This window comes from Tautonia sp. JC769, from assembly GCF_040717455.1.
In the GTDB taxonomy this organism is placed as follows: Bacteria; Planctomycetota; Planctomycetia; order Isosphaerales; family Isosphaeraceae; genus Tautonia.
This window is the reverse complement of sequence record NZ_JBFEFH010000038.1, coordinates 24,072-49,460: the sequence shown is the minus strand read 5'-3', so window position 1 is coordinate 49,460 and position 25,389 is coordinate 24,072. Positions and strand designations below refer to the sequence as shown.

At 68.9% G+C, this 25,389-nt stretch carries 21 protein-coding genes; 12 read left to right on the top strand and 9 right to left on the bottom strand.

Annotated features, from left to right (window positions below; all coding sequences use genetic code 11):
• Nucleotides 1-539 precede the first annotated feature (539 nt).
• From AB1L88_RS24835 to dnaB, 6 genes are all read left to right on the top strand, one after another.
• Nucleotides 540-1,196: a 50S ribosomal protein L25 gene (locus tag AB1L88_RS24835; RefSeq protein WP_367099402.1), complete on the top strand. Its 657-nt coding sequence runs from the start codon at nucleotides 540-542 to the stop codon at nucleotides 1,194-1,196.
• Nucleotides 1,197-1,264: 68 nt separating this feature from the next.
• Complete coding sequence (gene pth, locus AB1L88_RS24830) at nucleotides 1,265-1,843, top strand: aminoacyl-tRNA hydrolase (protein WP_367099401.1); 579 nt, start codon at nucleotides 1,265-1,267, stop codon at nucleotides 1,841-1,843.
• A 209-nt stretch (nucleotides 1,844-2,052) separates the two neighbouring features.
• Nucleotides 2,053-2,499: a 30S ribosomal protein S6 gene (gene rpsF, locus AB1L88_RS24825; RefSeq protein ID WP_367099400.1), complete on the top strand. Its 447-nt coding sequence runs from the start codon at nucleotides 2,053-2,055 to the stop codon at nucleotides 2,497-2,499.
• Between the two features lie 172 nt (nucleotides 2,500-2,671).
• Complete coding sequence (locus AB1L88_RS24820) at nucleotides 2,672-3,211, top strand: single-stranded DNA-binding protein (protein WP_367099399.1); 540 nt, start codon at nucleotides 2,672-2,674, stop codon at nucleotides 3,209-3,211.
• Nucleotides 3,212-3,306: 95 nt separating this feature from the next.
• A complete protein-coding gene (gene rplI / locus AB1L88_RS24815) occupies nucleotides 3,307-3,948 on the top strand; it encodes a 50S ribosomal protein L9 (protein WP_367099398.1) in 642 nt (213 codons plus the stop codon).
• 292 nt (nucleotides 3,949-4,240) lie between these two features.
• Nucleotides 4,241-5,683, top strand: coding sequence for a replicative DNA helicase (gene dnaB, locus AB1L88_RS24810; protein ID WP_367099397.1), 1,443 nt, complete (start codon nucleotides 4,241-4,243; stop codon nucleotides 5,681-5,683).
• Nucleotides 5,684-5,752: 69 nt separating this feature from the next.
• On the opposite strand, the gene AB1L88_RS24805 is transcribed toward dnaB, so the two are convergent.
• From AB1L88_RS24805 to AB1L88_RS24785, 5 genes are all read right to left on the bottom strand, one after another.
• A complete protein-coding gene (locus tag AB1L88_RS24805; protein ID WP_367099396.1) occupies nucleotides 5,753-6,163 on the bottom strand; it encodes a hypothetical protein in 411 nt (136 codons plus the stop codon).
• Nucleotides 6,160-7,659 carry a hypothetical protein gene (locus tag AB1L88_RS24800; RefSeq protein ID WP_367099395.1) on the bottom strand — a complete coding sequence of 500 codons (1,500 nt, stop codon included), beginning with the start codon at nucleotides 7,657-7,659 and terminating at the stop codon, nucleotides 6,160-6,162. Before AB1L88_RS24800 ends, AB1L88_RS24805 begins: the two co-directional genes overlap by 4 nt.
• Nucleotides 7,660-7,696: 37 nt before the next feature.
• Nucleotides 7,697-9,112, bottom strand: a complete 1,416-nt coding sequence (locus AB1L88_RS24795) for a DEAD/DEAH box helicase family protein (RefSeq protein WP_367099394.1) — start codon at nucleotides 9,110-9,112, stop codon at nucleotides 7,697-7,699.
• A gap of 198 nt (nucleotides 9,113-9,310) precedes the next feature.
• Complete coding sequence (locus AB1L88_RS24790; protein WP_367099393.1) at nucleotides 9,311-10,324, bottom strand: methyltransferase; 1,014 nt, start codon at nucleotides 10,322-10,324, stop codon at nucleotides 9,311-9,313.
• A 35-nt stretch (nucleotides 10,325-10,359) separates the two neighbouring features.
• A complete protein-coding gene (locus AB1L88_RS24785) occupies nucleotides 10,360-11,835 on the bottom strand; it encodes a hypothetical protein (RefSeq protein WP_367099392.1) in 1,476 nt (491 codons plus the stop codon).
• Nucleotides 11,836-12,145: 310 nt separating this feature from the next.
• Between AB1L88_RS24785 and modA the strand changes: the two genes are divergently transcribed.
• Together modA and AB1L88_RS24775 are read left to right on the top strand one after the other, a co-directional pair.
• On the top strand, nucleotides 12,146-12,970 hold the full coding sequence (gene modA, locus AB1L88_RS24780; protein ID WP_367099391.1) for a molybdate ABC transporter substrate-binding protein: 825 nt from the start codon (nucleotides 12,146-12,148) through the stop codon (nucleotides 12,968-12,970).
• A gap of 94 nt (nucleotides 12,971-13,064) precedes the next feature.
• Entirely contained in the window at nucleotides 13,065-13,952 is an 888-nt protein-coding gene (locus tag AB1L88_RS24775) for a VTT domain-containing protein (protein ID WP_367099390.1), read from the top strand.
• Between the two features lie 62 nt (nucleotides 13,953-14,014).
• On the opposite strand, the gene AB1L88_RS24770 is transcribed toward AB1L88_RS24775, so the two are convergent.
• A complete protein-coding gene (locus AB1L88_RS24770) occupies nucleotides 14,015-16,054 on the bottom strand; it encodes a cation:proton antiporter (protein WP_367099389.1) in 2,040 nt (679 codons plus the stop codon).
• A 383-nt stretch (nucleotides 16,055-16,437) separates the two neighbouring features.
• Here AB1L88_RS24770 and AB1L88_RS24765 point away from each other — a divergent pair, with 383 nt between their 5' ends.
• The 4 genes from AB1L88_RS24765 (at nucleotide 16,438) to dtd (ending at nucleotide 20,470) form a co-directional block, all read left to right on the top strand.
• The gene (locus AB1L88_RS24765; RefSeq protein WP_367099388.1) at nucleotides 16,438-17,337 is read left to right on the top strand and encodes a carbon-nitrogen hydrolase family protein; all 900 of its coding nucleotides are present in this window, start codon (nucleotides 16,438-16,440) and stop codon (nucleotides 17,335-17,337) included.
• A gap of 205 nt (nucleotides 17,338-17,542) precedes the next feature.
• A complete protein-coding gene (gene asnB, locus AB1L88_RS24760) occupies nucleotides 17,543-19,558 on the top strand; it encodes an asparagine synthase (glutamine-hydrolyzing) (protein ID WP_367099387.1) in 2,016 nt (671 codons plus the stop codon).
• Between the two features lie 20 nt (nucleotides 19,559-19,578).
• Nucleotides 19,579-20,067: a hypothetical protein gene (locus AB1L88_RS24755; RefSeq protein ID WP_367099386.1), complete on the top strand. Its 489-nt coding sequence runs from the start codon at nucleotides 19,579-19,581 to the stop codon at nucleotides 20,065-20,067.
• Nucleotides 20,021-20,470, top strand: coding sequence for a D-aminoacyl-tRNA deacylase (gene dtd / locus AB1L88_RS24750; RefSeq protein WP_367099385.1), 450 nt, complete (start codon nucleotides 20,021-20,023; stop codon nucleotides 20,468-20,470). Before AB1L88_RS24755 ends, dtd begins: the two co-directional genes overlap by 47 nt.
• 130 nt (nucleotides 20,471-20,600) lie before the next feature.
• Here dtd and AB1L88_RS24745 read toward each other — a convergent pair whose 3' ends face one another.
• The 3 genes from AB1L88_RS24745 to AB1L88_RS24735 form a co-directional block, all read right to left on the bottom strand.
• On the bottom strand, nucleotides 20,601-21,863 hold the full coding sequence (locus tag AB1L88_RS24745; protein WP_367099384.1) for an argininosuccinate synthase: 1,263 nt from the start codon (nucleotides 21,861-21,863) through the stop codon (nucleotides 20,601-20,603).
• A 249-nt stretch (nucleotides 21,864-22,112) separates the two neighbouring features.
• A complete protein-coding gene (locus AB1L88_RS24740; RefSeq protein WP_367099403.1) occupies nucleotides 22,113-23,906 on the bottom strand; it encodes an aspartate kinase in 1,794 nt (597 codons plus the stop codon).
• Nucleotides 23,907-24,167: 261 nt separating this feature from the next.
• Nucleotides 24,168-25,382, bottom strand: coding sequence for a cofactor-independent phosphoglycerate mutase (locus AB1L88_RS24735; protein ID WP_367099383.1), 1,215 nt, complete (start codon nucleotides 25,380-25,382; stop codon nucleotides 24,168-24,170).
• Between the last annotated feature and the right edge of the window lie 7 nt (nucleotides 25,383-25,389).

Here is a 25,389-nt window from a genome sequence, read left to right as displayed (position 1 = left end):
AACGAAGCCAATCGCGGATCGGGAATCTCTTGCCGAGAAACGGGTTACGACGATCCGGCTCGCGTCCTGGCGGCGCACCCTTCGGCGCACCACGGCGCACCCGGCCGCCGAGGTGGCTCATGGAGGCATATCGGGGCGACCGCGACGACGGTGCCTGCGACTCATTCCCGGAACGAACCCAACGCGATCGTCTCTTGGTCTTAACTCGAAAGAAGATACGTCGATTGGTCGGGGCGCTCCCGGGCGTGCCGGGCGGCGTCCCGGCGGCCCGAGCGGGTTCGGCCGGGGCTGGGGTCTTGCGGGTCGGGGGCAGGATCGTCATAATCGCATGATGCGCGGCCCGGCGGGCGGCGTTTTTTTCGTTTTGCTGACAGGTCCGGCGCGGCTCGATCCCCCAGGTCAAGGCAAGGTTGGGTCGGGCGCGGGCCGGGCCGTGTTTCTCTCGGACCTTTTGCGAGCTCCCGATCCGGATCGTTCCGGCCCGTCCCGCTTGGCGCGGAATGGGCGGGCCCGGCGACGGAGGGACGGACACCCTACCCATGGCCGAAGCGGTTACCATCCAGGTCGAGCCGCGCGACCCGGCGAAGAACAAGGGCACCGGCAGCCGAGTCGCTCGGAAGCTGCGGGCCCAGGGTCGCGTACCGGCGATCATCTACGGGCACAAGAAGGACCCGGTCCCCATCTCCCTGTCGAAGGACGATGTGGCCCTGATGCTCAAGCGGTCGATCCACCTGGCCCAGCTCGCCTGGGACGGCACGACCGAGCTGGCCGTCGTCCGCGACGTGCAGTGGGATTACCTGGGCAAGGACATCATCCACCTCGACTTCCTCCGCGTCAGCGCCGGCGAGACGGTCGAGTCGGAGGTGGCCCTCGAGCTGCACGGCGAGCCCGCCGGCCTTGCCCTCGGCGGCCGGCTCGAGCAGATCGTCCGCAGCCTGAAGGTCAAGGCCAAGCCGACGGCCATCCCCAAGGTCATCACGCTGGAGGTCGGCGACCTCGGCCTCGGCCAGGCGATCCTCGTCCGGGACCTCAAGGGGATGCTCCCCGAGGGCGTGACGACCGACGCCGATGACAGCATCATGCTCGTCCACGTCGTCGAGAAGAAGGCCGGGTCGGGCGGCGGCGCCGCCGCCTCGGATGAGGAGGGCGAGGCCGGCGAGTCCGAGGCCGGCGGTGAGGAGCCTTCGTCCGAGTAATCTTCGCCCCGTCGCGGCGTGCTGGCCCGGGTCACGCGTGATTCGGGCCGGTCTCAGGGCAGCAGATGATGAGCGATCGGAAAGTCGTGGTCGGCCTCGGCAACCCCGGCCCCAAGTACGAAGGGACCCGCCACAACGTCGGCTTCGACGCGCTCGACCGGCTGGCCCAGGGGAGCCCCGGGGCCGCCGTCTCCCGCAAGTTCGACGGGTTCCTGGCCGAGGTCGAGATCGATTACCGGCGCGTCCTGCTGCTCAAGCCCCAGACCTTCATGAATCTCAGCGGCCGGAGCGTCCGGCAGGCTGTCCAGTTCTACAAGCTCGATCCGGCGACCGACCTGCTGGTCATCTGCGACGACATCAGCCTGCCGCTGGGCAAGCTCCGCATCCGCCCGAAGGGCTCCGACGGGGGCCAGAAGGGCCTGCGGGACATCATCGCCCAGCTCGGCACCCAGGACTTCCCCCGCCTCCGGATCGGGGTCGGCGACCCCGGCCCGGCCGACGCCGCCGACTACGTCCTCGGCCGATGGCGGAACACCGAACGCCCCGCGATCGACGACGCCCTGATCGAGGCCACGCAGGCCGTCGCCGTCTGGGTGACCCAGGGCCTCGAGGCCGCCATGAACCGCTTCAACGCGGCCGGCGGCTGACCCGCCCGCCGGGCCTGCCCGCTTCCCCGCAACACCGTTTCCTTTTCGCAACGTCCTGACGGGTTTCGAGCACCGTCGCTCCGAAGGGAGGAGCGACGGGCGTCGGCATCGCCGGCGGGCCACGAGCCCGGGCCCCCCGCCCGGGTCGCCTCGCCCCCGCCCCCCGCCGACGCTCCACGGAGCCCCTTTTTGTCCTTGAGGAGTCCGCCGTGCCGGTCAATACGTACGAGGGTATGTTCCTGCTCGACAGCACCAAGGTCGCCTCCTCCTGGGAGGAGTCGGAGCGGCACGTCCACGACCTCTTGCAGAAGCATCAGGCCGAGATCGTCGCCAGCCGCCAGTGGGACGACCGCCGCCTCGCCTACCAGATCGGCCCCCACAAGAAGGGCAGCTACCTGCTGACCTTCTTCCGGGTCGAGGGCGACAAGCTGAAGGAACTGGTTTCCGACCTCCACCTCGACGAGCTGGTGGTCCGCGAGCTGATCCTCAAGGTCCACCCGAAGCTGGTCGATCACCTGGTCACGCAGGCCATGTCCTTCACCCCGACCGACGAGAGCGGCCCGCCCGAGGACGACGATCGCCGCGATCGCCGCGACCGGGGAGACCGCGGCGAGCGTCGCGGCCGAGACCGCGACCGGGATCGCGACCGCGACTGATCCGTCCGCGTCCGGACCGGGGTGGCCCATCCCGGTTCGACTTCTTCGCTTGTGTCCGGCGGGTCCATGTGGTACGGTTCTTCCAAGGTGACAACCGTTTAGTGTTGTGCGTCCGCGTCCCGTCCGCAATCCGCCGTGACCCACCGGTCCGGAGCCGGGGAGGTTCGTCTCGATGGCCGACTTCAACAAGGTGTTCCTGATCGGACGCCTGACCCATGACCCCGAGCTGCGCTACACCCCCAGCGGGGCCCCGGTCAGCGACCTTCGCCTGGCCACCAGCCGCGTCTACAATACCAAAGACGGGGACCGCCGCGAGGAGACCCTCTACATCGACATCACCGTCTGGAACCGCCAGGCCGAGAACTGCTGCCAGTACCTCAAGAAGGGCAGCCAGATCCACGTCGACGGGTTCCTGAAGATGGATTCCTGGGAAGACCGCAACAGCGGCGAGCGGCGGACGAAGATCAAGGTCGAGGCCGATCGCGTCCAGTTCCTCGACAGCCGCCGAGGGTCCGACGACTCCGGCGGCTCGCCTCCCCGGCACGATGTCGAGTATGATGACCCCCCGGCCCGGGAACCCCGACGGGCCGCCCCCGATCACGGCGAGCCCCGAGGGGCCGCCAACGGCTCCGGCCCCCGACCCTATGCCCCTCCTCCTCGCCGGCCGGCCCCCAGCCACGACGACCAAGGCGACGAGGATATCCCGTTCTGACCCGACCCGTACCACGCAACCGCAAGGCGATTGCACGGCCCGACCCGCCGACGGCGCAGGGCTCGCGCCGCCCGACGAGACGAGGACGCGACATCATGGCCAAGACCACGAGCAAGACCAAGCAGGCCAAGGCCGCCGCCAAGGCCGCCCGGGCCAAGTCCCACACCCAGTCCCAGAGCCAGGCCGCCCAGGCGATCCTCGGCGCGGCCCGGCGCCCGGGCTGGGAACGCCGGCACAACCACCCGACCCGCCCGAAGAACGGCTACATGCACGTCCTGCTGACCAACAAGGTCGCCAAGCTCGGCGAGCCGGGCGACCTGGTCAAGGTGCGGCCGGGCTACGCGCGCAACTTCCTGTTGCCGCAGGGGCTCGCCACCTTCGCCACCCCGCACAACCTGCGGATCGTCGAGAAGCACCGCTCGCGGCTCAAGGCCCTGGAAGAGGCCAAGCGGTCCGACCTCCAGACCCTCGCCGCGCAGCTCTCGCAGCGCTCGATCACCATCGAGGCCAATGCCAACGAGGAAGGCCACCTCTACGGCTCGGTCAACGCCCAGCAGATCGCGGCCGCCCTGGCGACCGATGGCGTCCAGATCGACGCCGAGAGCGTCCGGATCGAGGGGCCGCTCAAGGAGCTCGGCTTCTACAGCATCCCGATCCACCTGGGCATGGAGATCACCGGCGAGGTCAAGCTCTGGGTGGTCCCGACCCACATCGAGGGGGACGAGGGGGGGGCCTGATCGGCTCCCTCTCCCCGAGTCGCTTGCTTCGGGCCTGAAGCTCCGCGCATGATCGTGACGGAAAGTGGGCGTCTGTCGACGTGTCTCGGGTCGGAGACGCCCCTTTTTCGTGGTGTTGGTGCCGTGATCCGGCCGATCACTTCCCCTGGTTGTCGGCCGGCCGAACCGCAGCCTCCCTTACGTCTCGAAGAGCCATGGATTCGGCCCTGCGGCGATCGCCCGCTCTTGGCTTGATCCGGCGAGGGATCGGCCCGGCCATTCGCCGCCCGCGATCGGTCGGAGCTGCCTGCTGATGTCCCCCTACGCCAATGGTCACGGCAACGGTCATCACCCCCGGAACGCCGCCCCGTCGTCGGCCCCGCCCGACGACCGCCTGCCGCCCCAGAACCTCGAAGCCGAGCGGGGCGTGCTCGGCTCGATCCTGCTCGACAACGAAGTCCTCCACGACGTCGTCCCCTTGCTCCGCCCCGACGACTTCTACCGCGACGCCCACCAGACGCTCTACACCGTCATCCGCGAGCTGTACGACCTCGGACGACCCGTCGACACCCTGCTGCTGGCCGAGGAACTCCAGCGCCGCGAGCAATACGATCGCCTCGGCGGCGACGAGCTGATCGGCTCGATCATCAACAGCGTCCCCCACGCCGCCAACGCCCTGCACTACGCGGTCATCGTCCGCGAGAAGTCGGTGCTCCGCCAGCTCATCGGCGGCGCCCACGAGATCCTCAAGGACAGCTACGACAGCATCAAGTCAGCCGACGAGGTCCTCCAGAACGCCGAGCGCCAGGTCTTCCGGATCGCCGAGGAGCAGGCCACGGGCGAGACGGTCGACCTGCAGGACATCGTCACCGAGGCGATGGACCGGATCGCGCTGCGTTCCGAGTCGCGGCACCCGATCACCGGGACCGCCAGCGGCCTGCTCGACCTCGACGACATCACCACGGGGTTCCAGGGGTCGCAGCTCATCATCCTCGCCGCCCGCCCGAGTATGGGTAAGACGGCCATTGCCCTGAACATCTGCGAGAACGTGGCCCTGACCCAGAACAAGGCGGTCCTGTTCGTCTCGCTCGAAATGGGCAAGCTGGAGATCGCCGACCGGATGCTCGGCGCCCGGGCCAAGGTCGACGGCCACAAGCTCCGGACCGGCCAGGGGCTCAATCAGCGCGACATGACCATGCTCGGCCGGGCCTATGACGAACTCCGGGCCGGTGCCCCCGTCCTGATCGACGACACGCCGACCCGCAACATGCTCCAGATCACGGCCAATGCCCGCCGGATCAAGCTCCGCCAGGCCAAGACCAGCCAGGATCTCGGCCTGATCATGGTCGACTACATCCAGCTCATCGAACCCGACTCGGGCGAGGGGCGCGACAGCCGGCAGGAACAGATTGCCAAGATCAGCCGCCGCCTCAAGACGCTCGCCCGAGAGCTGAACGTGCCCGTCGTCGCCCTCTCCCAGCTCAACCGAGGCGTCGAGAATCGCGAGGACCGCCGCCCCCGCATGGCCGACCTCCGCGAGTCGGGTGCGATCGAGCAGGACGCCGACCTCGTGCTCCTCCTGCACCGCCCCGAATATTACGACCCGAACGACCAGCCGGGTATTGCCGAGCTGATCGTCGCCAAGAACCGAAACGGCCGGACCGATAGCGTGAAGCTCACCTTCCTGAAGAACTTCATGCGGTTCGAGAACCTCGCCGCCGTCGCCGACGGCCCGATCGACGCCGGGACCTTCTGACCCCGGCGGCAGCGTTCGACCCGGCGACGCCCCGCCCCGGCCTTCGGGGCCGGGGCGTCGCCGATCGCGTCACGGCCGGCAGAGGGCAAGCGCCTCGTCCTTGCTGATCGGGTCCGATCGGAACGCCAGGGCATGCATCTCCCGCACGAACCGGTTGTTCGAGTCGCCCGTGTCACCCGACCAATCGACCAGGCGGCCGTCCGTGTCGAACACGCAGACCGGAGGGCCGGAGACGATCGGCCCCCGGGGCCTCCCGACCCAGACGACATACGGCGTCCCCTCGTGCTCGACCGCCGCGAAGCAATACGTCTCGGGCAACGCGGCGATCAGGTCGTCGATCGACTTCATTCCCTCCGGGGGCATGAACCGCTTCCAGGGGGGGCCGATGATCGTAATCACCAGAAACCCCCAAACTACCACCAGGATGGTCCAGATGATGACCTGATGCCGCCTCGATGGTTTCGAACGAGGGTTGGTCAACGTTCGTTCGCTCCAACATTGCTCGACATGACTGCGTCGAAGAATCTGAACGTGTCTGGCAGCGCAACCTGGACGATGACAAGATGCTCGATGTCGGGGTAGACACGATACTCGACCCGATCGGCACCGATCCGGCTCAGCTCATCACGGAGATTCTGAGCCGATTCGAGCATGAAATCAAGATCGCCAATGCCGATGAACATGGGAACCTGCGTCAGGCCTGGCACCTCGGCGATGCGTCCTCCGCCGCCGAGCGCACTCACTCCCGCGTAGCGATCCGGGTGCCGGACGGTCGCCTCGATGGCCTGGGCCGCCCCGCTGGAATGCCCCACCAGGAAGACCCGGGAGCGGTCGACCGGGTAGAGGGACGCCATCGCCTCGACCACCTCCCTGATCGGTCCCGACCCGATCGGCCCGCGTCGGGGACTGACCAGCAGCCATCCGCGCTCCCGGCAATGCTCGACGACGGCGCCCCGGCCATAGCCGTCGAAGAACAGATTCTCGCTGCCGCCCATGCCATGCAGGGCCACGACCAAAGGGGCCGGGTCTCCCTCCGCGATCGTCCCGGGGACGAACACGCGTGACGGGATCAGGCGGCCTCCCGGGGCCACCAGGGTCATGCGGAACGATCCCGTGCGATCGGGGCCGTGATGAGGGGCATCGTCGTTCCGGGAGGAGAGCAACGATTCCAGATCGGTCATCAATGCCGAGGCGTCGATGTCCGTCTCCGGGGCTCCCCCGCCGGCAAGGTTGGTGAGGATCTGGAGCGATTGGCGAGCCGTCGCGAGGTCGGTGGTGACCCGGGGATCGGTGTCGGCCCAGGTGGCGAGGGTGGCCTGGGCGACGTCCAGGCGATCGGCCAGGCGGACGACGACCGACAGAACGGATCGGCTCTGAGCGATGTTTTGACCTGAAGCGATCACGTCGAGGATCAGGTGATGATCCCCCTCGGGGAGATCGGCGGTCGGGACCTCGATGCGTTGTTCCCCTTCCTCGATCGCGACCTCGACCGGCGAGCGAGCGTCCTCCTGCCCCTCGATGGCGACGGAGATGCGGGCGATCGCCCTATCCGGGGCCTCGACCTCGACCGGATAGGAGGGGCTGATCGTGGCCTCGATCGTCGCGGTGCCGCGTTCGATCAGCCGGCGGGAGGGCCGGATTGCCTGGGCATCGGCCCACCGGACCGGGTCAGGGATGCTCGCGCCGCCGTCGAGCAGCCGGGTGGCCCGCGTCATCGCCCGGGCCGCCTCGTCGAACCGGAAGCGGAAGAAGTCCTTGACCGAGGCGTCGAGCGCCTGCGCGGCGTTGCGCCGGGCATCGGGATCGGCGGGTTGTTCCCAGCGAGCTTCGAAGGCGCGGAGGCGGCGGCCCAGCTCGTAGCGGTCGGCCTGGGCGGGGGCGGACGTGGGCAGTCCGATGCCACTCACGAAGACCGCCAGCCGCAGCACCATCCGCAGGTCGATTCGTCGAGAACCGCTCGATCGAACACCGAACATGATTTCAACGCTCCCGGTGGCAATCCTGGTCCCGTCGTCAGCCCCCGCCGTAGGCGCTGTGCTTGCGGCGACGGCTGGAGGTGAACTCTTCCACGGTCCCTCGCGTGATCACTTCGTAGAGGACCGCCTCCTTGTCCCCCCGCTTGCGGAGGATGCGCCCGAGCCGTTGCACGTGTTCACGCACCGATCCGGTGCCCGAGAGGATGATGGCCACGTTCGCCTCGGGGACATTCACCCCCTCGTTCAGGACCCGGCTGGTGGCGACGATCGGGAAGCGGCCGTCGTTGAATCGCAGCAAGACCTCCCTGCGCTCCTTGGTCTTGGTCTGATGGGTGATGACCGGGACCAGGAATCGCCGGGCGATCTGATAGACGGTCGCGTTGTCGTGCGTGAAGATGATGATGCGGTCGCCGTGGTGGTGGTCGAGCAGCCGGCCCAGCAGTTGCAGCTTCGCCGGGGCGGCCAGGGCCAGCTCGCGCTGTTCGCGATAGGCCTGATAGGCGATCCGCCCCTCGGGGGATCGGAAGGCGAGGCGGAGGAACTGGCCCCAGGCGTCGGGCCTGCGGAAGTCGATGCCGTGGTCGCGGGTGAAGGTGCGATAGACCTCGCGGCACGACTCGTAGCGGTACTGCTCTTCCTCGCTCAGGTTCACATATTGGGTCTCGACGCGGTAATCGGCGAGGAACTGGCCGCGGAGCTGGGTGATCTCCTTGCGGTAGATGATCGGGCCGATCAGGCGGTCGAGCTGCTCGTGGGCGTTGTCGGCCCGCTCGGGGGTCGCCGTCAGGCCGAGGCGAAACGGGGCGATGGCGCAGGTGGAGGCCAGGCCGTAGGTCGGGCCGGGCAGGTGGTGGCACTCGTCGAAGACGAGCAAGCCGAACTTGTTCCCGATCCGGTCCATGTTCATGTAGGCCGAATCGTAGGTCGTCACCGTCAAAGGTTTGATTTCGTAATAGCCGCCGCCGAGCAGGCCGACCTCGACGTCGAAGCAGAGGGTCAGCTCGTCGAACCACTGGTTCATCAGGTCGATGGTCGGCGTCACGACCAGGGTCGGCCGCTGGGCCGCGTGGATGGCCAGGTTGGCCATGTGCGTCTTGCCGGTGCCGGTGGGCAGGACGACCACGCCACGCATCCCGGCCGACGACCAGGCGTCCAGGGCCTCGGTCTGGTGCGGGAAGGCAGGTTTATCGACACGGATGCTCCAGGGGGTCTTCCCCTGGTAGTCGCGGGCGTGATCGTCGTAGGGGATGCCGTGATCGCGCAGGTGCTGGACAATCTCGCGGTACCAGATCGCCGGGGCGCGGTAGATGCCGCGGCGGCGAGGATCGAACTGCAGGCCGGGGAGCCCGCGTGAGTCGTGTTCCGGCAAGCCCTCGACGACGAGCGTGCCTTCCTCGAACGCCAACGCGAGGCGCCCTGCATCGCCTGCCGAGCCTGATTCGCTGCCGCTCATGCTCCGCCTCCCCGGGCGCTGCATTGGGGCCGATCCGGCATCCCTCCCTGCTGGTTGATCGGATCAGGATCGGACATCTCGCGTGAGGCCCCCCGACGCCGGACGCCCGGACATCGGGGGCCAGTCTGAACATCCATATCTTAGACAGTGTAACGACGGCCCGGCGCCGAGGCCAGGCGCCGGGCCGTGATCGGGCACTCAGGCCGGACGGCATTCGATGACGTCGACGCCGCCGGAAGTCGGTACGATTCGATCGAGCGTCAGGCCGGCACCGGCAAGCAGGCTCCGGTACTGGACTTCGGTCCGTTCCAGCCCGCCGGGCATGACGAGCATGTTCAGGTCGAGCAGCTTGACGAACGCCGGGTCGTTGCCGCGCGGGACGATCGCCTCGGCGATCAAGACGCGGGAATCGCTGCGCATGGCCTCGCGGATGTTGCGGAGGATGAGCGTCGCCTGGTCGTCGTCCCAGTCGTGGATGATGTGCCGCAGCAGGTAGGCATCGACCCCCGGGGGGATGGATCGGAAGAAGTCGCCGCCGATCGCCTCGCAACGGCCAGCCTGCCCGGCGGCCTCGATGGCGGGGCGGGCCCGGTCGACGACCCCGGGGAGGTCGAAGAGCAGGCCCTTCAGGGAAGGGTACCGTCGAAGGGCGCCCAGGAGCATGGTGCCGTTGCCGCCGCCGATGTCGGCAAGGGTGTCGACCCCGGAGAGGTCATAGGCGTCGAGGATCGCATCGGTCTCGCGACCGTGGATGCTCGTCATGGCGGCGTCGAAGACCCGGGCGGGTTCCGGATTCTCGGCCAGGTAGGGGAAGATCGGCTGGCCGTAGACCATCTCGAAGCCGGTCTGCCCCGTCCGGATGCAGTCCAGGAGCTTGCCCCAGGCCTGGTAATGCTCCTCGCCGAACATCACGGCGACGGCCCACTTCGAGCCGGGCACGTCGCGGCGGAGGGCCTCCGAGGCGGGGGTCTGGTCGAAGCGGCCCTGGTCGTCCTCGACGAAGACGCCGACGCTCGCCAGGGCTCGGAGCAGCCGATGGAGCGATCGAGCATCGACGCCGACGCCCTCGGCCAGCTCCTCCGGCGACTTCGGGCCGTCGGCGACCCGATCGGCCAGCTCCAGCTTGGCGGCGACGTAGATCGACTGGCTGATCCAGTAGCCGGTCAGCATCTGGGCAATCTGCTGACCGGCATCCTGCTTCGGTTCGGGCATGGGAGTCCTTCGATGTGTCGAGGAAGAGGACGCGATCAGCCGTGGCCGTAGCCGCGGTCGAAGGCGTCGATGCTCCGCATGTGGTCGGAGTAGACCGAGCGGAAGGTGTCCTGGTCGACGGACCAGCGGGGGTTGTCCTCGGTGTGGCGGTGGCAGTGTTCCTCGATCAGGCGGTGGAGGAACTTGAACAGCTGCCGGGGGGTCCGGAGGTGCCCGAGGGCGTCTTTCAGGGCGTCGTCGGCCACCGATTCGTCGATGAACTGCCGGAGCCGGGGGCTGCCGTTGCTCGGCTGGCCGTCGGTGGCGCAGGCGCGGAGGCGGTCGGTCGCCAGGTCGTAGAGCGACGGGCCGGTCCAGCGCAAGGGCTTGATCATGTTCAGCTTGTCGGGCCGGGCGCGGTCGTAGAACTCCTTGTCCATCTTGTCGAGGTAGTAGGCCAGCTCGATCGGGAGCAGGAGTTTCAGGCCGATCCCCGGATGGCGGAGGAATTTGTGATCGAGCAACGGCCAGACCAGGGCCCGCATCTTGCGCGGGTCCCCTTCGATCGCCTGCGGCTCGTCCACCCGGTCGACCAGGACGATGATCCCGCCGTAGCCGAGGTCCTTCAGGACGCTCTGGAATTTCCGGAGCAGCTCGAACCGTTCCTCGCCGACCCCGCCCTTCGATGCGGTCGGCATCGGCTGGCCGGCCAATTCGGTCGGTCGGAACCAGAGCAGTTCCCAGCGGAGGGCGGAGGGGTCGCGGCTCAGGACCCGGAGGGCCTTGCGGATGTCCCGCGCGCGGAACTCGGCCTGGAGCAGGCGCCACCCCCAGTAGAGCCAGCCGAGGGCGACCAGGCCGACGAGCCAGGGGGTGATCGACCAGCTCCGCAGGGCATCGAAGGCCACGAGCATCAACGCGACGATCACGGTGACGCCGATGCCGATTTGCAGGTCGCGGCGGCTCCAGAGGGGCCGGAAGCCGGACCGGCGGCGGAGGCGGTCCCAGCGGCGGTCGATCGGCTCGCCGGTCGAGGAGTCGTAGAGCGCGGCCAGCAGGAGGAGGTCGCGGCGGCGATCGAGCGAGAGCCGGGTCAGGTCGGTCCGCTCCTCGGTCAGGCGGTCGACGAGCTGCGTGACGCCGAGCGAGAGGATGGCGTCCATGTGGTCATGGAGCTTCCATCGGGTCAGGGCCGAGGCGGTGTCCTTGGCCCTGATGGCGGTGCGGAAGTGGTCGAGGAAGGGGTTGAACTCGTCGTACGAGATGACGAGGACGCGGGAATCGGGGTGTTCCTTGTTGAAGGTCTCCAGCTCGGCGATGGCCTGGAGCCGCATGGCGGTCTTGCCGCTGCCTTTCTCGCCGAAGACGAGCGCGGTCGACGGCTCGGCCGGGCTGCCGAAGAACTTGTCCCAGGCGGGGTGGTGGATCGTCCAGAGGCAGCCGCTCTTGAAGACCGTGTCGGTCTGGGCGTCCTCCTCGCTGAACGGGTTGCCGGTGATCCCGTAGTGTTTGAGGAACTGGTCCGTCTTCATGCGATCGCCACGTCCTCTCCTCTGAATCGGTTGCCGACCGGGACGCTCCCGAGGCCCGGCCCGGCTCGTTTGTGTATGGTGATACCCGAACCCCGGGTGAGGACGCAATCGCAGCACTGCAAGACGCCCAGGGGAGGGGGGGCGTTTCGGCCGGGGCGACGATTTCCGCGACGCTGCCCCGACGGCGGTCGCCCGCCGGGGCGTCCTTGCGTTATAGTGGGGAAACTCCGCAGAAGGCCCGGTCGACTCGGTTGCGTTCCGGTCGGCTCCCGGCCGGGGCGGTGAACCTCGGAAGACAAGAGGGGGTGGCGTGCGGGCGTATGGTTCCTGGTTCCTGGCCTTGCTGGTGCTGATGGCGAGCGGGGTCGTCGCCGGGTTCGTGTTCGTCGGGTGCGACCGCCCCCGGGCCGACGCTGCCTTGCCCGAGATCCGGGTCGCGGCGGCCAGCGACCTGTACGCGGCGATGCCCGAGCTCGCCGAGGCGTTCGAGGCGGGCGAGGGGGTCCGGGTGGTCCCCATCCTCGGCTCCTCGGGGCAACTGGCCCGGCAGATCGAGCAGGGGGCGCCTTACGACGTCTTCCTGTCGGCCAATCGCGAGTACGTGCGGCGGCTTTCCGATTCGGGGGCGATCGAGCCCGGGTCGGTCCGACCCTACGCGAGGGGCCCCCTGGTGCTGGCCTTCGCCCGGTCGTTGCCGGAGGTCGGGGAGGGGCTCGACGCCCTGAGCGACCCGTCGATCCGGAGCATCGCGCTGGCCAATCCCGACCACGCCCCGTACGGCATGGCGGCCCGCCAGGCGTTGCAGAACGCCGGGCTCTGGGACGCGCTGGAGCCGAAGATCGTGTTCGGCCAGTCGATCCAGAATGCCGCCCAGTTCGTCCGGTCGGGGCAGGCCGAGGCGGGCCTGATCGCGCGGTCCCTGGTCCCCGACCCGTCGATCCGATGGGAGCCGGTCCCGCCCGGCCTGCACGACCCGATCGACCAGTACCTCGGCATCGTCGCCGATCGCGAGGGGAGGGCCGCGGCCGGGGCGTTCTGCGCGTTCCTCGTGAGCGATCGAGGCCAGGCGATCCTCCGACGCTTCGGGTTCGAACCGCCCGGGGGAGGCCCATCGGCCGGGGCCGGGGCCGACTGAGCACCGCCCCCCGACCGGGGGCGAGCGTCGAGGGGAGGGGGGATCCCGGCAGGGTTCAACGGTCGAGGGGACGAGCATCGCGGGGAGCGGGGCGTTGGCCGAGGACTTGATCGAGCGGTTTGGCTACATCGGGATCGTCCTGCTCCTGGTCCTCGGCGGCCTGGGGCTCCCCGTGCCCGAGGAGGTGCCGATCATCGTGGCGGCGATCCTCTCGCGGAAGGGGGCCATGTGGGGGCCGATGGCCTTCGGCTCCTGCGTGTTCGGCGTCCTGCTCGGCGACTTCATCGTCTACGGGCTCGGCTACGTCTACGGGGAGCGGGTCCTGGGCTTCCGGCTCACCCGGAAATTCCTGACGAGGGCCCGCGAGGAGCAGATCAAGGGGTATTTCACCCGGCACGGCCTGAAGATCCTGATCGTCGGCCGGTTCGCGGTCGGCTTCCGGACGGCGGCGTACCTGACGGCCGGGATCCTGCGGCATCCGCCGCTGAAACTGCTCGTCACCGACCTCTTCGCGGTGATGCTGAGCACCCCCTTGATGTTCGCCCTCGGCTGGTTCTTCGCCTTCCAGATCGAGGCAGGGATTCGGGAAGTGCAGCACTACGTGGCCGTCATCCTGGCCGTCGGGCTCGCGGCCTGGGTGGTCGCCCGCTACGTCCGGGCGCGCAGGAGAGGGGGGAAGCCGGTCGGCCCCCCCGTGTTCGAGGGGAGCGAGGTCCCGGTCCCCCCCGGCGACCTGGCGATGCCGTATCCGACCGTCTCGCCGTCGGGAGACTCGGGCCCGAGGGCCGAGGCACGCGCCGAGGGGATCAGGCTGCCCGTCATTCACGCGCGTCCCGAGGCTCCGGACTCGGGTTCGAGGCCGATCGAAGCACTGCCCCGGTCGCAGCCCGAGTCCCCGACCCGCCCCGGTCCGGGAGACCCGACCCCGACGGCCTCCTCCGACCCGTCGAGCCGGCGGCGATCGACTCCCCCCGTTGAATGACCCAGGGCGGTGATCGACCGACGCGTCGTCGCGCTCCTCGATTGCGGTCATCGAGCGAGGCGTCACGGCAGGGAATGATGACGGGCCTGGGGCGGGGGCAGGTCGGTTTCCGGGGCGAGCAGGGCGAAGGCCAGGTCGAGCTGCGACCGCTCGCCGAAGACGACCACCACGTCCCCGCCCTTGAGCCGAATCTCGGGGTCGGGATTGACCAGATCGGTCGACCCTCGGCGGATGGCGAGGATCGTCGCGCCGCTGAGGGTCCGCAACCGAAGCTCGGCGATCGTCTGGCCGGCGGCCGGAGACCGCTCCGGGATCAGGCACGACTCGACCGCCGCCCCTTCGGTCAGGGAAAAGGGCATGTCCAGGCGCACCGGCCGAGACGATCGCAGGACCTGGTACTGATCGCTCCGGACCCGGTCGATCAGGTCGAGGATCAGGTTGCGGGGCACCTGATATTCCACCAGGACCCGGTCGAACAGCTCGATCGAGGTGACGAAATTCTCGGGGATGACCTCGTCGGCCCCGAGGCGTCTCAGCTCGTCGATGTCCTCGATGTCGTGGACCCGGGCCACGATGTACAGCTTCGGGTTCAGGAAGCGGGACATCCGGACTGCCCGCCGGGTCGCGGCGGGGTCGGAGATCACCACCACGAGCATCTTCGCCCGCTCGATCCCGGCATGTTCGAGCACCGCGGCCTGGGTGCAATCGCCGTAGAAGATCGGCTGGCCTTGCCCGCGGAGGCGGCGGACGGAATCGGGGTTCATCTCCAGGATCACGTACGGGATGTCGACGCCCTGCAGGACCCTCGAGAGGTTCCGGCCGGCCACGCCGAAGCCGGCGATGATGACGTGATCGCCGATCGACTCGGCCGGGAGATCCGGCTCGTCGACCTGCCGGCGCGACCGTCGTTTCTCCGAGAGGCGCTGCACGGCCGGGATGCGCTCCAACCCGCTGGAGGCGGCCGGGCCGAAGGCGATCAGGATCGGCGTGAGCGCCATCGACAGCACGGCCGACGCGAGGAACGCCTGATAGTCGTCGCTGTTCAGGAGGCCGGCGTCCATCCCCCGGCCGGCCAGCACGAACGAGAACTCGCCGATCTGGGCCAGGGAGAGGCCCGCCAGGGTGCCGGTCCGCATCGGGTAGCCGACGAGCCAGCTCGGCACGGCGACGGCCAGGAACTTCAGGGCCAGGATGGCGGCGACCGTCGCCATCACGAGGGGGAGGTGCGTGGCCAGGAATTCCAGGTCGAGCAGCATCCCGACCGACACGAAGAAGAGGCTGCTCAGGGTGTCTCGGAACGGCAAGACCTCCGACAGGGTCTGGTGAGCATATTCCGACTCCGAGATCGCCAGGCCCGCCAGGAAGGCGCCGAGCGCCAGCGACAGCCCCGCCCAGGCGGTCAGGGTCGCCATGCCGATGCAAAACAGGAAGATGAAGATCAGGAAGAGCTCCCGGTTGCGGGTCTGGACCACGCGGAGCAGGATCGGCGGGATCACGAATTGCGAGCCGATCAGGATGCCGAAGACGACGCCGATGCCGAGCCCGAGCTGCCCGAGGACCCCTTCCCAGCCCCCCTCGCTGGCGTCGGGAGACAGCAGAGGCACGGCCAGCATGAAGACCATGACCAGCAGGTCCTGCAGGAGCAGGACCGCGACGGCGATCTTCCCGTGCGGGGTGCCCACCTCTCCCCGCTCGATCAGGATTTTCAGGACGACGGCCGTGCTCGACATGGCCACGAGCATCCCCACGAACAGGGCCGGCCCCCAGGCCCCCAGGTACCACCGCGTCGCCAGGGTCGGCACGGCGACGCAGAGCACCACCTGAGGCACCCCGATCGCCAGCATCTCGCGGCCGAGCGTCTTGAGCCTCGACAGCGAGAATTCCAGGCCGATCGTGAACAGCAGGACGACGACACCGACCTCGGCCAGGAGCTGGACCCGCTCCTGATCCCCGACCAGCCCCAACCCCGAGGGCCCGACGACCAGCCCCGCCACCAGGAGCCCGACGACCGGCGGGATGTGCATGCGCTGGAACGCGAAGACCACCAGGCCGGCCACGGCGTAAACGATGAGCAGGTCGTAGAGGAACTCGAAATGTTCCATCGCGTCTCGTGCGGGTTCGGGGTTTCGGGGACCAGGACCGGGGCGTGCGACTGGCAGAACCATACCAGGCCCGGCACGACGTCCGCCACCGTCGACCGCGGTCGATCGAAGCCCCGGGGCCGCCTCGCGACGCGGCGGGATCCCGCCGCGTTTTGCTCTGGCCAGTCCCGGCGAAAGGGATTAAAGTCCCCACGCTCCTCGGCCGAGGAGGCGATTCGGACGGATGGGTTCGATCGGCTCGCAACGGTCGTAAGGGGCACCGCGTCGTCATCATCGAAGAGAACAATCGAGTCCGGTCAAGGATCGACCGATCACACCGAAAGAAGACGCTACCGCCGGGCGGCCCAAGGAGGTTCCGAGTTCTTCCTGGAGGCGCCGGGCTGGTGGATCTCCTCTCGGTCCGGGCCTGGGAGGGCCGACTCGTGGAGTTGCGTGCCGCCGCGATTCAAATGCAATCGGTGCCGGGAGACGTCTCCGGCAACCTGGACCGGGCCGACGCCACCCTGGCGCGATGCCGGGACGAGGGCGTCGAGCTGGCCGTCCTGCCCGAATTGTTCAACACCGGGTACTGTTCCCGGGGCGATTACCCCCGCGTCGCGGAGGACGCGGAGGGGAAGACCCTGGCCGCGCTCCGTGACCGCAGCCGACGCTGGGGCCTCTGGGTCGCCGCCGGATACGCCGAGCATCACGCCGGGCACCTGTACAATTCCCTGGCCTTCTGCGGTCCCGACGGCTCGATCTCCGTCTACCGGAAGCGCCACCTCGTCTTCTGGGAATGCACCCGCTTCCGAAAGGGGCGCGAGCCGGTGATCGCGCAGACCCCCTGGGGGCGCGTCGGCTTCGCCATCTGCGCCGACATGATCTACCGGAGGGTATGGAGCGACTATCGCGGCCGGATCGACCTGGCCGTCGTCGGCTCCGCCTGGCCCGATTTCGCCGATCGCCGTTCCGGCCGACCGAACTGGCTGTACGGCCACCTCGGGCCGCTCGCGGGGGAGATCCCCCGGATCGTCTCCCAGGATCTCGACATCCCCTTCATCTTCGCCAATCAGTGCGGCGAGACGGAGACCAGGGTCCCCCTGATGCCCCGCATCCCCGACCGCTTCGCCGGCCGGAGCGCCCTGTGCGACGGCCGCCGGAGCCTCCCGGTCCGGGCCGGGGCCGAGGAAGCCCTGGTCATCGCCTCGTTGCGTGTCGCATCCCCTTCCGATCGAGGAGCGTCGCCGTGCCGTTCTACGTCCCCCTCGGTGCTCGCGGGCTGGTCCTCCACTTCGGCGGCCTGATCACGCGAGGATTCGGTTCCCTGGTATACTGGTTGACCACGCGCCGTCGCCTGGCCCCGGTGCTGATCTCCCGCGATTCGTGACGGGCTGACGTCCTCCCCCCTGGTTTCCCTGGGATGACCGCCTGATCGCGCGTCCCGATCCGATCCGAATCGATCCGACCGCCTTGAACCCCGCAGCCCGAAGACGGGAGGACGTCCTTCTCATGTGCGGAATCGCCGGCGCGTTCGATCTTCGCGCCCAACGCTCGTTCCCCGAAGACCGACTTCGGGCCATGACCGACGCCATCGCCCACCGGGGCCCCGACGACGAGCACGTCCACCTGGAAGCCGGCCTGGCCCTCGGGGCGCGTCGCCTCTCGATCGTCGACCTCTCGGGCGGCCGCCAGCCCCTCTGCAACGAGGATCGGTCCGTCTGGGTCGCCTTCAACGGCGAGCTGTTCGAGTATCCCGAGCTCTATCGCGAGATCGTGGCCCGCGGCCACCGCCCCGCCACGCGATGCGACACCGAACTCTGGGTCCACCTCTACGAGGACTTCGGCGAGGGGATGTTCGAGAAGGCCAAGGGGCAGTTCGCCGTCTCGCTCTGGGACCGCAAGACCCGCACCCTGATCCTCGGCCGCGACCGCGTCGGCATCGCCCCGCTCTACTACGCCGAGCGCGACGGCTGGCTCCTGTGGGGCTCCGAGATCAAGACCTTGCTCCGCTCCGGCCTGGTCGAGGCCGCCCCCGACCCGAAGGGGATCGACCACCTGTTCACCTTCTTCTGCGCCGGGACGACCCGCACCTTCTTCGACGGCGTGAAGTCGATCCCCCCGGGCCACTATCTCAAGGTCCGAGACGGCCGGGTCGAGCTGAAGAAGTACTGGGATCTCGACTTCCCCGACGCCGGCGACGAGCTGCGGATGGACGACCCCGAGCCGCTCGTCGACGAGCTGGAGGCCCTGCTCCGGCAGTCGGTCGAGCGTCGATTGCGGGGCGACGTCCCCGTCGTCAGCTACATCAGCGGCGGGCTCGATTCGACGGTCGTCCTCGGCCTCAGCTCGCGACAGCGGGGGAGTGCGGTGCCGTCGTTCACGATCGGCCTCGACCGCGCAGGCCCCGACGAGCGGACGCAATCGACCGAGGCCGCCCGCGTGCTCGGCTCGCCCCTGACGACCGTCATCATGGACCGGGCGAAGATCGCCGAGGCGTACCCGGAACTCGTCGTGGCCGCCGAGGGGCCGGTCTTCGACACCTCGTGCGCCTGCCTGATGCGCCTGGCGCGTGCCGTCCACGACGAAGGCTACAAGGTCGCCCTGACCGGCGAGGGGGCCGACGAGGCCTTCGCCGGCTACGCCTGGTTCAAGTTCCAGCAGATGCGCGACCAGAACTTCCGGCGCTTCGGACGCGGCCCGATGAACGTCGGCCGCGAGCTGATGTTCCGCGTCCTCGGCGGTCGCAACGCCCGGCGTCCCTCGGCCGTCGAGGCGATGAACGGCACCCGGCCGATCCAGCAAGATATGTTCGAGGCGATTTCTCAGGCGACCCAGCTCGTCTACAGCCGAGACATGTGGGACCGCCTCGGCGATCACCACGCCTTCTCCGACCTCGACCTGACCAATCCGAACATGAAGCGCTGGGCACCCCTGAACCAGTCGCTCTACGTCGGGTACAAGGTCATGCTCGCCGGTCTCCTGATGATACCCAAGGGGGACCGGATCGCCTTGCACTCCTCGGTCGAGACGCGCTATCCGTTCCTGGATGAAGACGTGACCGCCTTCGCCAGCCGGATCGCCCCCGAGTACAAGCTCCGCGGCAAGACCGAGAAGTGGCTCCTGCGCAAGGTCGCCGAGCGGACGCTCCCCCCCCAGATCGCCGGACGGCCGAAGACGATGTTCCGCGCCTCGTTCGCGCCGACCTTCCTCGGCCCCCACCGGCCGGCCTGGGTCGATCAATTGCTCAGCCCCGAGTCGCTCCGCGCCACCGGCTACTTCGACCCCGAGGCCGTCGCCCGGGAGCGCGCCTGGCAGACCCGGATCCCGCGGATCACCCCCCGCCGGCTCATCATGCAGATCGGCCTGACGTCCGTGGTCGCCACGCAGCTCTGGCACCACCTCTACATCAGCGGCGGCCTCTGCGAGCTTCCCACCTGGGAAGCCCCCCAGTACGCCGGCAACCGCATGCCCGGGCATTACAAGATCCGCCCGAGCGGGGACGCCTCCTTGCCGATCGCCGTCTGAGACGTGCCGACGAGCCCGCCATGAATCGGCCGACCGACCCGGTGATCGAGAATCCGTACGAGGCGCCGCGCCCGATTGCCGGGCGCGGTGCCATCGCCCGCGATCGGCCGCCCTGGGTCTATGTCGCTTTTTCGATCTATTGTCTGATCATTGCCTTGATTTATGGCAGCCTGGGGCTGCTCGTCGCGGCCGACTGGCAGTTCGGACTCCTCGGAGACCCCGCCGATCGGCCCGATCGCCATGTCCTGCCGGGTGTCGCCGCCGTCTGCCTGGCCGTCGCATCGCTGTTCGCCGCCGGGCCGTTCCTGCCGAGGCGTCCCTGGGCCTGGACGTATGGCCTGATCCTGATCCTCGTCGGGAACGTCTTCGCCTTGCCGCTGACCTTGTTCTGGATCGGTCGAGGGGCCAGGGGTTACTACGCCCGGATCCCGGACTGCGTGCGAGTCATTTCGGAGTTTCCCCATGCGAGCCGTCCTCCAGCGCGTGTCCCGGGCCTCCGTCGAGGTTGACGGGGCGATCGTCGGCCGGATCGACCGCGGCTGGCTCGTCCTGCTCGGCGTCGGCAAGGGGGACACCGATGCCGATGCCGAGTGGCTCGCCGAGAAGATCGCCGGGCTCCGCGCCTTCGAGGATGAACGCGGCAAGATGAATCGATCGGTGGGCGAGATCGGCGGCGCCGTCCTCGTCGTCAGCCAGTTCACCCTCTTCGGCGATTGCCGCAAGGGCCGACGCCCCAGCTTCGACGCCGCCGCCGACCCCGGCGAGGCCGAACGCCTCTATCAGGTCCTCTGCGACCGGATCGCGTCGCTCGGCCTCCCCGTCGCCACGGGGACCTTCCGGGCGATGATGAACGTCTCGCTGGTCAACGACGGGCCGGTCACCCTCCTGCTCGACAGTCGCAAGCAGTTCTGAGCGCCGACCCCGTGCGTGACCGGAGGGCAGGGGGGCGGGGAATGACTCCCTGCCCGGAGTGGGCTCGTCGGCGTGCGGGAAGCCGGGCCGGCCGCGTCGCTCAGCCACGACGCGGTCGGCCGGGGGGCTCTCAACCCTCGGATTTCCGCGGGGGGATGATGCTCGGCAGCTCCATCCGGCGGCTGCCGCCCGGCCCCTTGAGCATCTGGTGCTGGGCCTGGGTCTTCTGGCCGAGCCCGTGGATGGTGATGAACCCGAGCGCCGCCGAGGCGTCGTACTGGTCCCCCTCCTCGTAGGTCGCCAGCTCGTGGCGATACAGGCTGTGCTCGCTCTTGCGGCCGACGATCATCGCCGAGCCTTTATAGAGCCTGATCCGAGCGACCCCCGAGACATATTGCTGATTCGACGCCACGAACGCCATCAGGTCCTGGTGCAGGGCGCTGAACCAGAGGCCGTTATAGATCAGGTCGCCGTAGGCCTGGCTCACGTGGGTCTTGAACCGCAGAGCGTCCTTCGAGAGCGTGAGGAACTCGATCTCCCGGTGGGCCTCGTGCAGGACGTAGGCGGCGGGGGCCTCGTAGATCTCGCGAGACTTGATGCCGACCAGGCGGTTCTCGATGTGGTCGACCCGGCCGACGCCGTGCTTGCCGGCGATCGCGTTGAGCTTCTCGATCAGCTCGACCCCGTCGGTCTCCACGCCGTTGAGGGCCACGGGCCGCCCCTGGTCGAAGGTGATCTCGACCACCTCGGGTTCATCGGGGGCCTTCCGCGGGTCGACCGTCCACTGGAAGGTCTCCGGGGGCGGCTCGACCCAGGGGTCTTCCAGGATCCCGGCCTCGATCGAGCGGCCCCAGAGGTTCTGGTCGGTGCTGAAGATCTTCTCCTTCGTCGCCTCGACCTCGATGCCGTGGTCGGCGGCGTACTTCAATTCCTCGGTCCGCGTCCACTTCCACTCGCGGACCGGGGCGATGATCTTCAGGTCGGGCGCGAGGGTCTGGAAGGTCACGTCGAAGCGGACCTGGTCGTTCCCCTTGCCGGTGCAGCCGTGCGCCACGGCCACGGCGCCGTGGTCGCGTGCCACCTGGATCATCCGCTGCGCGATGAGCGGCCGGCCGAGCGCCGTGGCCAGCGGGTATTTCCCCTCGTACAACGCCCCGGCCATCAGCGACGGGAAGGCGAAGTAGTCGACGAACAGATTCCGGACGTCCTCGGCGATCGCCTCGACCGCCCCGGTGCGCAGGGCCTTCTCCCGGATCGCCTCGATCTCCTGCCCCTGGCCCAGGTCGCAGGTGTACGCGATCACATCGAGCCCGTATTTCTCGTTGATCCACTTCACGGCGACCGACGTATCGAGCCCACCGCTGTATGCCAGGACCACCTTGTCGCGTGCCACGGGGTTCGCCTTGTCCTTTCGATAACCTTGCGAGGATTCAGGAATGATCGTGATCCGATCCGCAACCGTCCCCGGCGCGCGATCTCTAACCAGCCCCGGTCTCGGGCCGACGACTCGAATGGAAATTAGACCGATGCTCACGCCCCGCGCCAAGCACGGAAACGGGCCGTCCACCCTCGGGTGATCCAGGCCGGGATATCGCCCGGCCCGCGGGCAGGACGCCTCCCGATCGCGCCGCGAGCCGACGGCTCAGGAGCCGGTCGGCAGGTCGAACGCCTTGCCCAGGGTCGCGAGCCCTTCCCGGCCGCGATCGAAGTCCGTGAGCACGTTGACGCGGACCTCGCTCGTGTTGATCAGGGCGATGTTGATCCCGGCCTCGGCCAAAGCGCCGAACATCCGGGTGGCGACCCCGGTGTGCGTCCTCATGCCGATCCCGGAGACCGAGAGCTTGGCCATCGTCGGCTCGACCAGGACGTGATCGGGGTCTCCCACCGCACCTGCGGCGGCCCGGGCCGCCCGCGAGGCATCCCCCCGGGGCACGGTGATCGAGAGCCTGGTGTCGCCCGAGGCGCTGCGGACGTTCTGCACGATCATGTCCACGTTCACGCCGACCTCCGCGATCGCCCGGAAGACCTTCGCGGCGTAACCGGGCTCGTCCGGCACGTTGAGCAGGGTGACGCGGGCCTGCTGCTCGTCGAGGTCGACGCCCGAGACGACCAGATCCTCCATCCCGGTCAGGCTGCCGAAGAACGAGCCGGCATCGGAGCTGGCCAGGGGGCTCCCCTCGCTCGCCTGGCCGCGCCGGGGGACGAATTCGAGGCGGTGATCCTCTCGGGTCCGATCCAGCTCGAAGGCCCGATGGACGGCCCGGAGGGCCACCGAGGCCTGCGATCGTTCGACGAGGACGCTGATCTTGATCTCGCTGGTCGTGATCATCTGGATGTTCACCCCGGCCTCGCCGAGGGCGTCGAACATCCCCTGGGCCACCCCGGTGTGCACCCGCATCCCCAGGCCGACGACCGACACCTTGGCCACCTTCGAGTCGTACGTCACCTTGCCGGCGCCGATCTCCTTCGCGGCCCGCTCGGTCACGATCAGGGTCTCGGCCAGGTCGCCGCCGGAGACGGTGAAGCTGACCTCCGTCCGGCCGTCCGTCGCGACGTTCTGCACGATCATGTCGACGACGATATTGGCCTCGGCGATCCGGCGGAACAGGGCGTGCACCACTCCGGGGCGGTCGGGCATTTCCAGGACCGTCACCCGGGCCTCGTCCCGCGCCAGGGCGGCCCCGGTGACGCTCGCGCCGATGAACCGGGCGTCCTGCTCGGCCACGATCCAGGTGCCCGGCGCGTCGGCCATGGCGCTTCGCACCTGGATCGGCACGCCGAACTTCTTGGCGAACTCGATCGACCGCGAGTGCATGACCCCCGCGCCGAGGCTCGCCAGCTCCAGCATCTCGTCATAACTGATGCGGTCGATCTTCCTCGCCTCGGGCACGATCCTCGGGTCGGTCGTGTAGACGCCGTCGACGTCGGTGTAGATCTCGCACGCGTCGGCCCCGAGCACCGCGGCCAGGGCCACGGCCGTCGTGTCCGACCCGCCGCGGCCGAGGGTCGTGATGTTGTAGTGCTCATCCACCCCCTGGAACCCGGCGACGATGGCGATCTTCCCGTCGTCGAGCGCCGCCTGGAGCCGATCGGTCGAGATGTTCCGGATGCGGGCCTTCGTGTGGTAGCTGTCGGTCACGATCCCGATCTGGGCCCCGGTGAAGCTGATCGCCGGGACGCCGAGCGCCTGGATCGCCATCGCCATGAGGGCGACGCTCACCTGCTCGCCGGTCGAGAGGAGCATGTCCATCTCGCGAGCCGGCGGCTGCTCGTTGATCTCCTTGGCCAGGGCGATCAGCTCGTCCGTCGTGTGACCCCGGGCCGAGACCACGACGATGACCTGCTTCCCCTCCCGGTGGGCTCGGATCGCCCGTCGAGCGGCGGCAAGGATCTTGTTCGCGTCGGCGACACTCGTGCCGCCGAACTTCTGGACCACGAGGGGCAACGGGGGCTCTCCTTCTCTGTCTGCTTCCAGCTCGATCGGGCAGGGGGGGCAATGCGGGTGGGATGGGGTGGCCGGTCGTCGCGCTCGATCGGCCGCCGGGGCGAGCGTAACAGGATGACAGATCGAGCCCCAAGATTCCAGACGTCTCGATTCGCCCGGTTGCCCTCGGGCGACGCGACGGCCCGGCGGAAGGCCGACGACGCGCGCCGACCGTCGGTATTCCTCCCCGTTTGGGGCGATCGTGCCCTGCGTTCAACGCTTCAGGACATGAACTCCCATCAGTCGCCAGCCGTGCGGCAGGAACGGGCCCTCGGCCTCCATCGCGCTGATCTCGTCGTACGGCTTGCCCGAGCCGGAGAGGCCCGAGCCGCAGAGGGCCCAGGGCACGGGGGCGCGGTCGTGGGCCTTCGTCCGGAGAAGGGTGGAGTGGTCGGGAGAGATCAAGAGGCGGTACTCGCCGTACGACTCCAGCGCCGCCCGGAGCGGGCCGACGATGGCGTGATCCATGCGTTCCAGGGACTCCACCTTGGCGTCGGCCCGGCCCTCGTGGCTGGCCTCGTCGGGCGCCTCGACGTGGACGCAGACGAGGTCGTGATCGCGCAGGGCGTCGATCGCGTACCGACCCTTGGCGTCGTAGTCCGTGTCGAGGTATCCGGTCGCGCCGGGGACGTCGATCCGGGTCCAGCCGGCAAGCATCCCGGTCCCCCGGACCAGGTCGACGGCCGAGATGATCGCCCCCTTCAGGCCGTGCAAGTCGGCGAAGGTCGGCACCTGGGGGGCCTTGCCCTGACCCCAGAGCCAGATGGCGTTGGCCGGCTTCTTCCCGGCGTCGATCCTCGCCCGGTTGACCCGATGCTCCTGGATGATCGAGGCGCCGGCCTCCATCAGGCGGCGGAGCAGGTCCGAGCCGGTCCCCCGGGGCAGGTGGTCGGCCGCGTCCTGGTCGGGGACGTCGTGCGGCGGGGTCGTCCTCGTCGAGTCGTCGAACGGGGCGGGGGCACCCGGTCTCCCCCGGTAGATCAATGCGTTCCGGTAGCTGACCCCGGGATGGAATTCGACCGCGTGCCCTTCGGCGTGCAGGTTCGCGGCGAGCGAGGCGATCAGCTCGGCCCCTTCCTCGCTGGAGATGTGGCCGGCGGTGAAGTCGGTCATCTTGCCGTCGAGGATCGTCATCAGGTTGCATCGCACGGCCCAGTCGTCCGGGCCGAGCGCGATGCCCATCGCCACCACTTCCAGCGGGGCCCGGCCCGTGTAGTAACGCTCCGGGTCGTAGCCGAAGAGGCTCAGGGTCGCCACGTCGCTCCCCGGCAGGAACCGATCGGGCACGTTGCACGACCGGCCGAGCACCCCGTCCCGCGCCACGCGATCCATCTCCGGGGTCCTCGCGGCCTGCAGCGGGGTCATGTCGTTGAGCGAGTCCTGCGGCTCGTCGGCCGCACCGTCGGGAATCACGATGGCGATCTTCACGGTCACG

Excerpts from the sequence above, each read along its gene's own strand:
- AB1L88_RS24790 (WP_367099393.1), bottom strand. The coding sequence starts at position 10,324 with ATGCCCGAACCGAAGCAGGATGCCGGTCAGCAGATTGCCCAGATGCTG.
- rplI (WP_367099398.1), top strand. The coding sequence starts at position 3,307 with ATGGCCAAGACCACGAGCAAGACCAAGCAGGCCAAGGCCGCCGCCAAG.
- AB1L88_RS24800 (WP_367099395.1), bottom strand. The coding sequence starts at position 7,659 with ATGTTCGGTGTTCGATCGAGCGGTTCTCGACGAATCGACCTGCGGATG.
- AB1L88_RS24835 (WP_367099402.1), top strand. The coding sequence starts at position 540 with ATGGCCGAAGCGGTTACCATCCAGGTCGAGCCGCGCGACCCGGCGAAG.
- AB1L88_RS24820 (WP_367099399.1), top strand. The coding sequence starts at position 2,672 with ATGGCCGACTTCAACAAGGTGTTCCTGATCGGACGCCTGACCCATGAC.
- AB1L88_RS24795 (WP_367099394.1), bottom strand. The coding sequence starts at position 9,112 with ATGAGCGGCAGCGAATCAGGCTCGGCAGGCGATGCAGGGCGCCTCGCG.
- pth (WP_367099401.1), top strand. The coding sequence starts at position 1,265 with ATGAGCGATCGGAAAGTCGTGGTCGGCCTCGGCAACCCCGGCCCCAAG.
- asnB (WP_367099387.1), top strand. The coding sequence starts at position 17,543 with ATGTGCGGAATCGCCGGCGCGTTCGATCTTCGCGCCCAACGCTCGTTC.
- AB1L88_RS24755 (WP_367099386.1), top strand. The coding sequence starts at position 19,579 with ATGAATCGGCCGACCGACCCGGTGATCGAGAATCCGTACGAGGCGCCG.
- dtd (WP_367099385.1), top strand. The coding sequence starts at position 20,021 with ATGCGAGCCGTCCTCCAGCGCGTGTCCCGGGCCTCCGTCGAGGTTGAC.
- dnaB (WP_367099397.1), top strand. The coding sequence starts at position 4,241 with ATGTCCCCCTACGCCAATGGTCACGGCAACGGTCATCACCCCCGGAAC.
- AB1L88_RS24785 (WP_367099392.1), bottom strand. The coding sequence starts at position 11,835 with ATGAAGACGGACCAGTTCCTCAAACACTACGGGATCACCGGCAACCCG.
- AB1L88_RS24770 (WP_367099389.1), bottom strand. The coding sequence starts at position 16,054 with ATGGAACATTTCGAGTTCCTCTACGACCTGCTCATCGTTTACGCCGTG.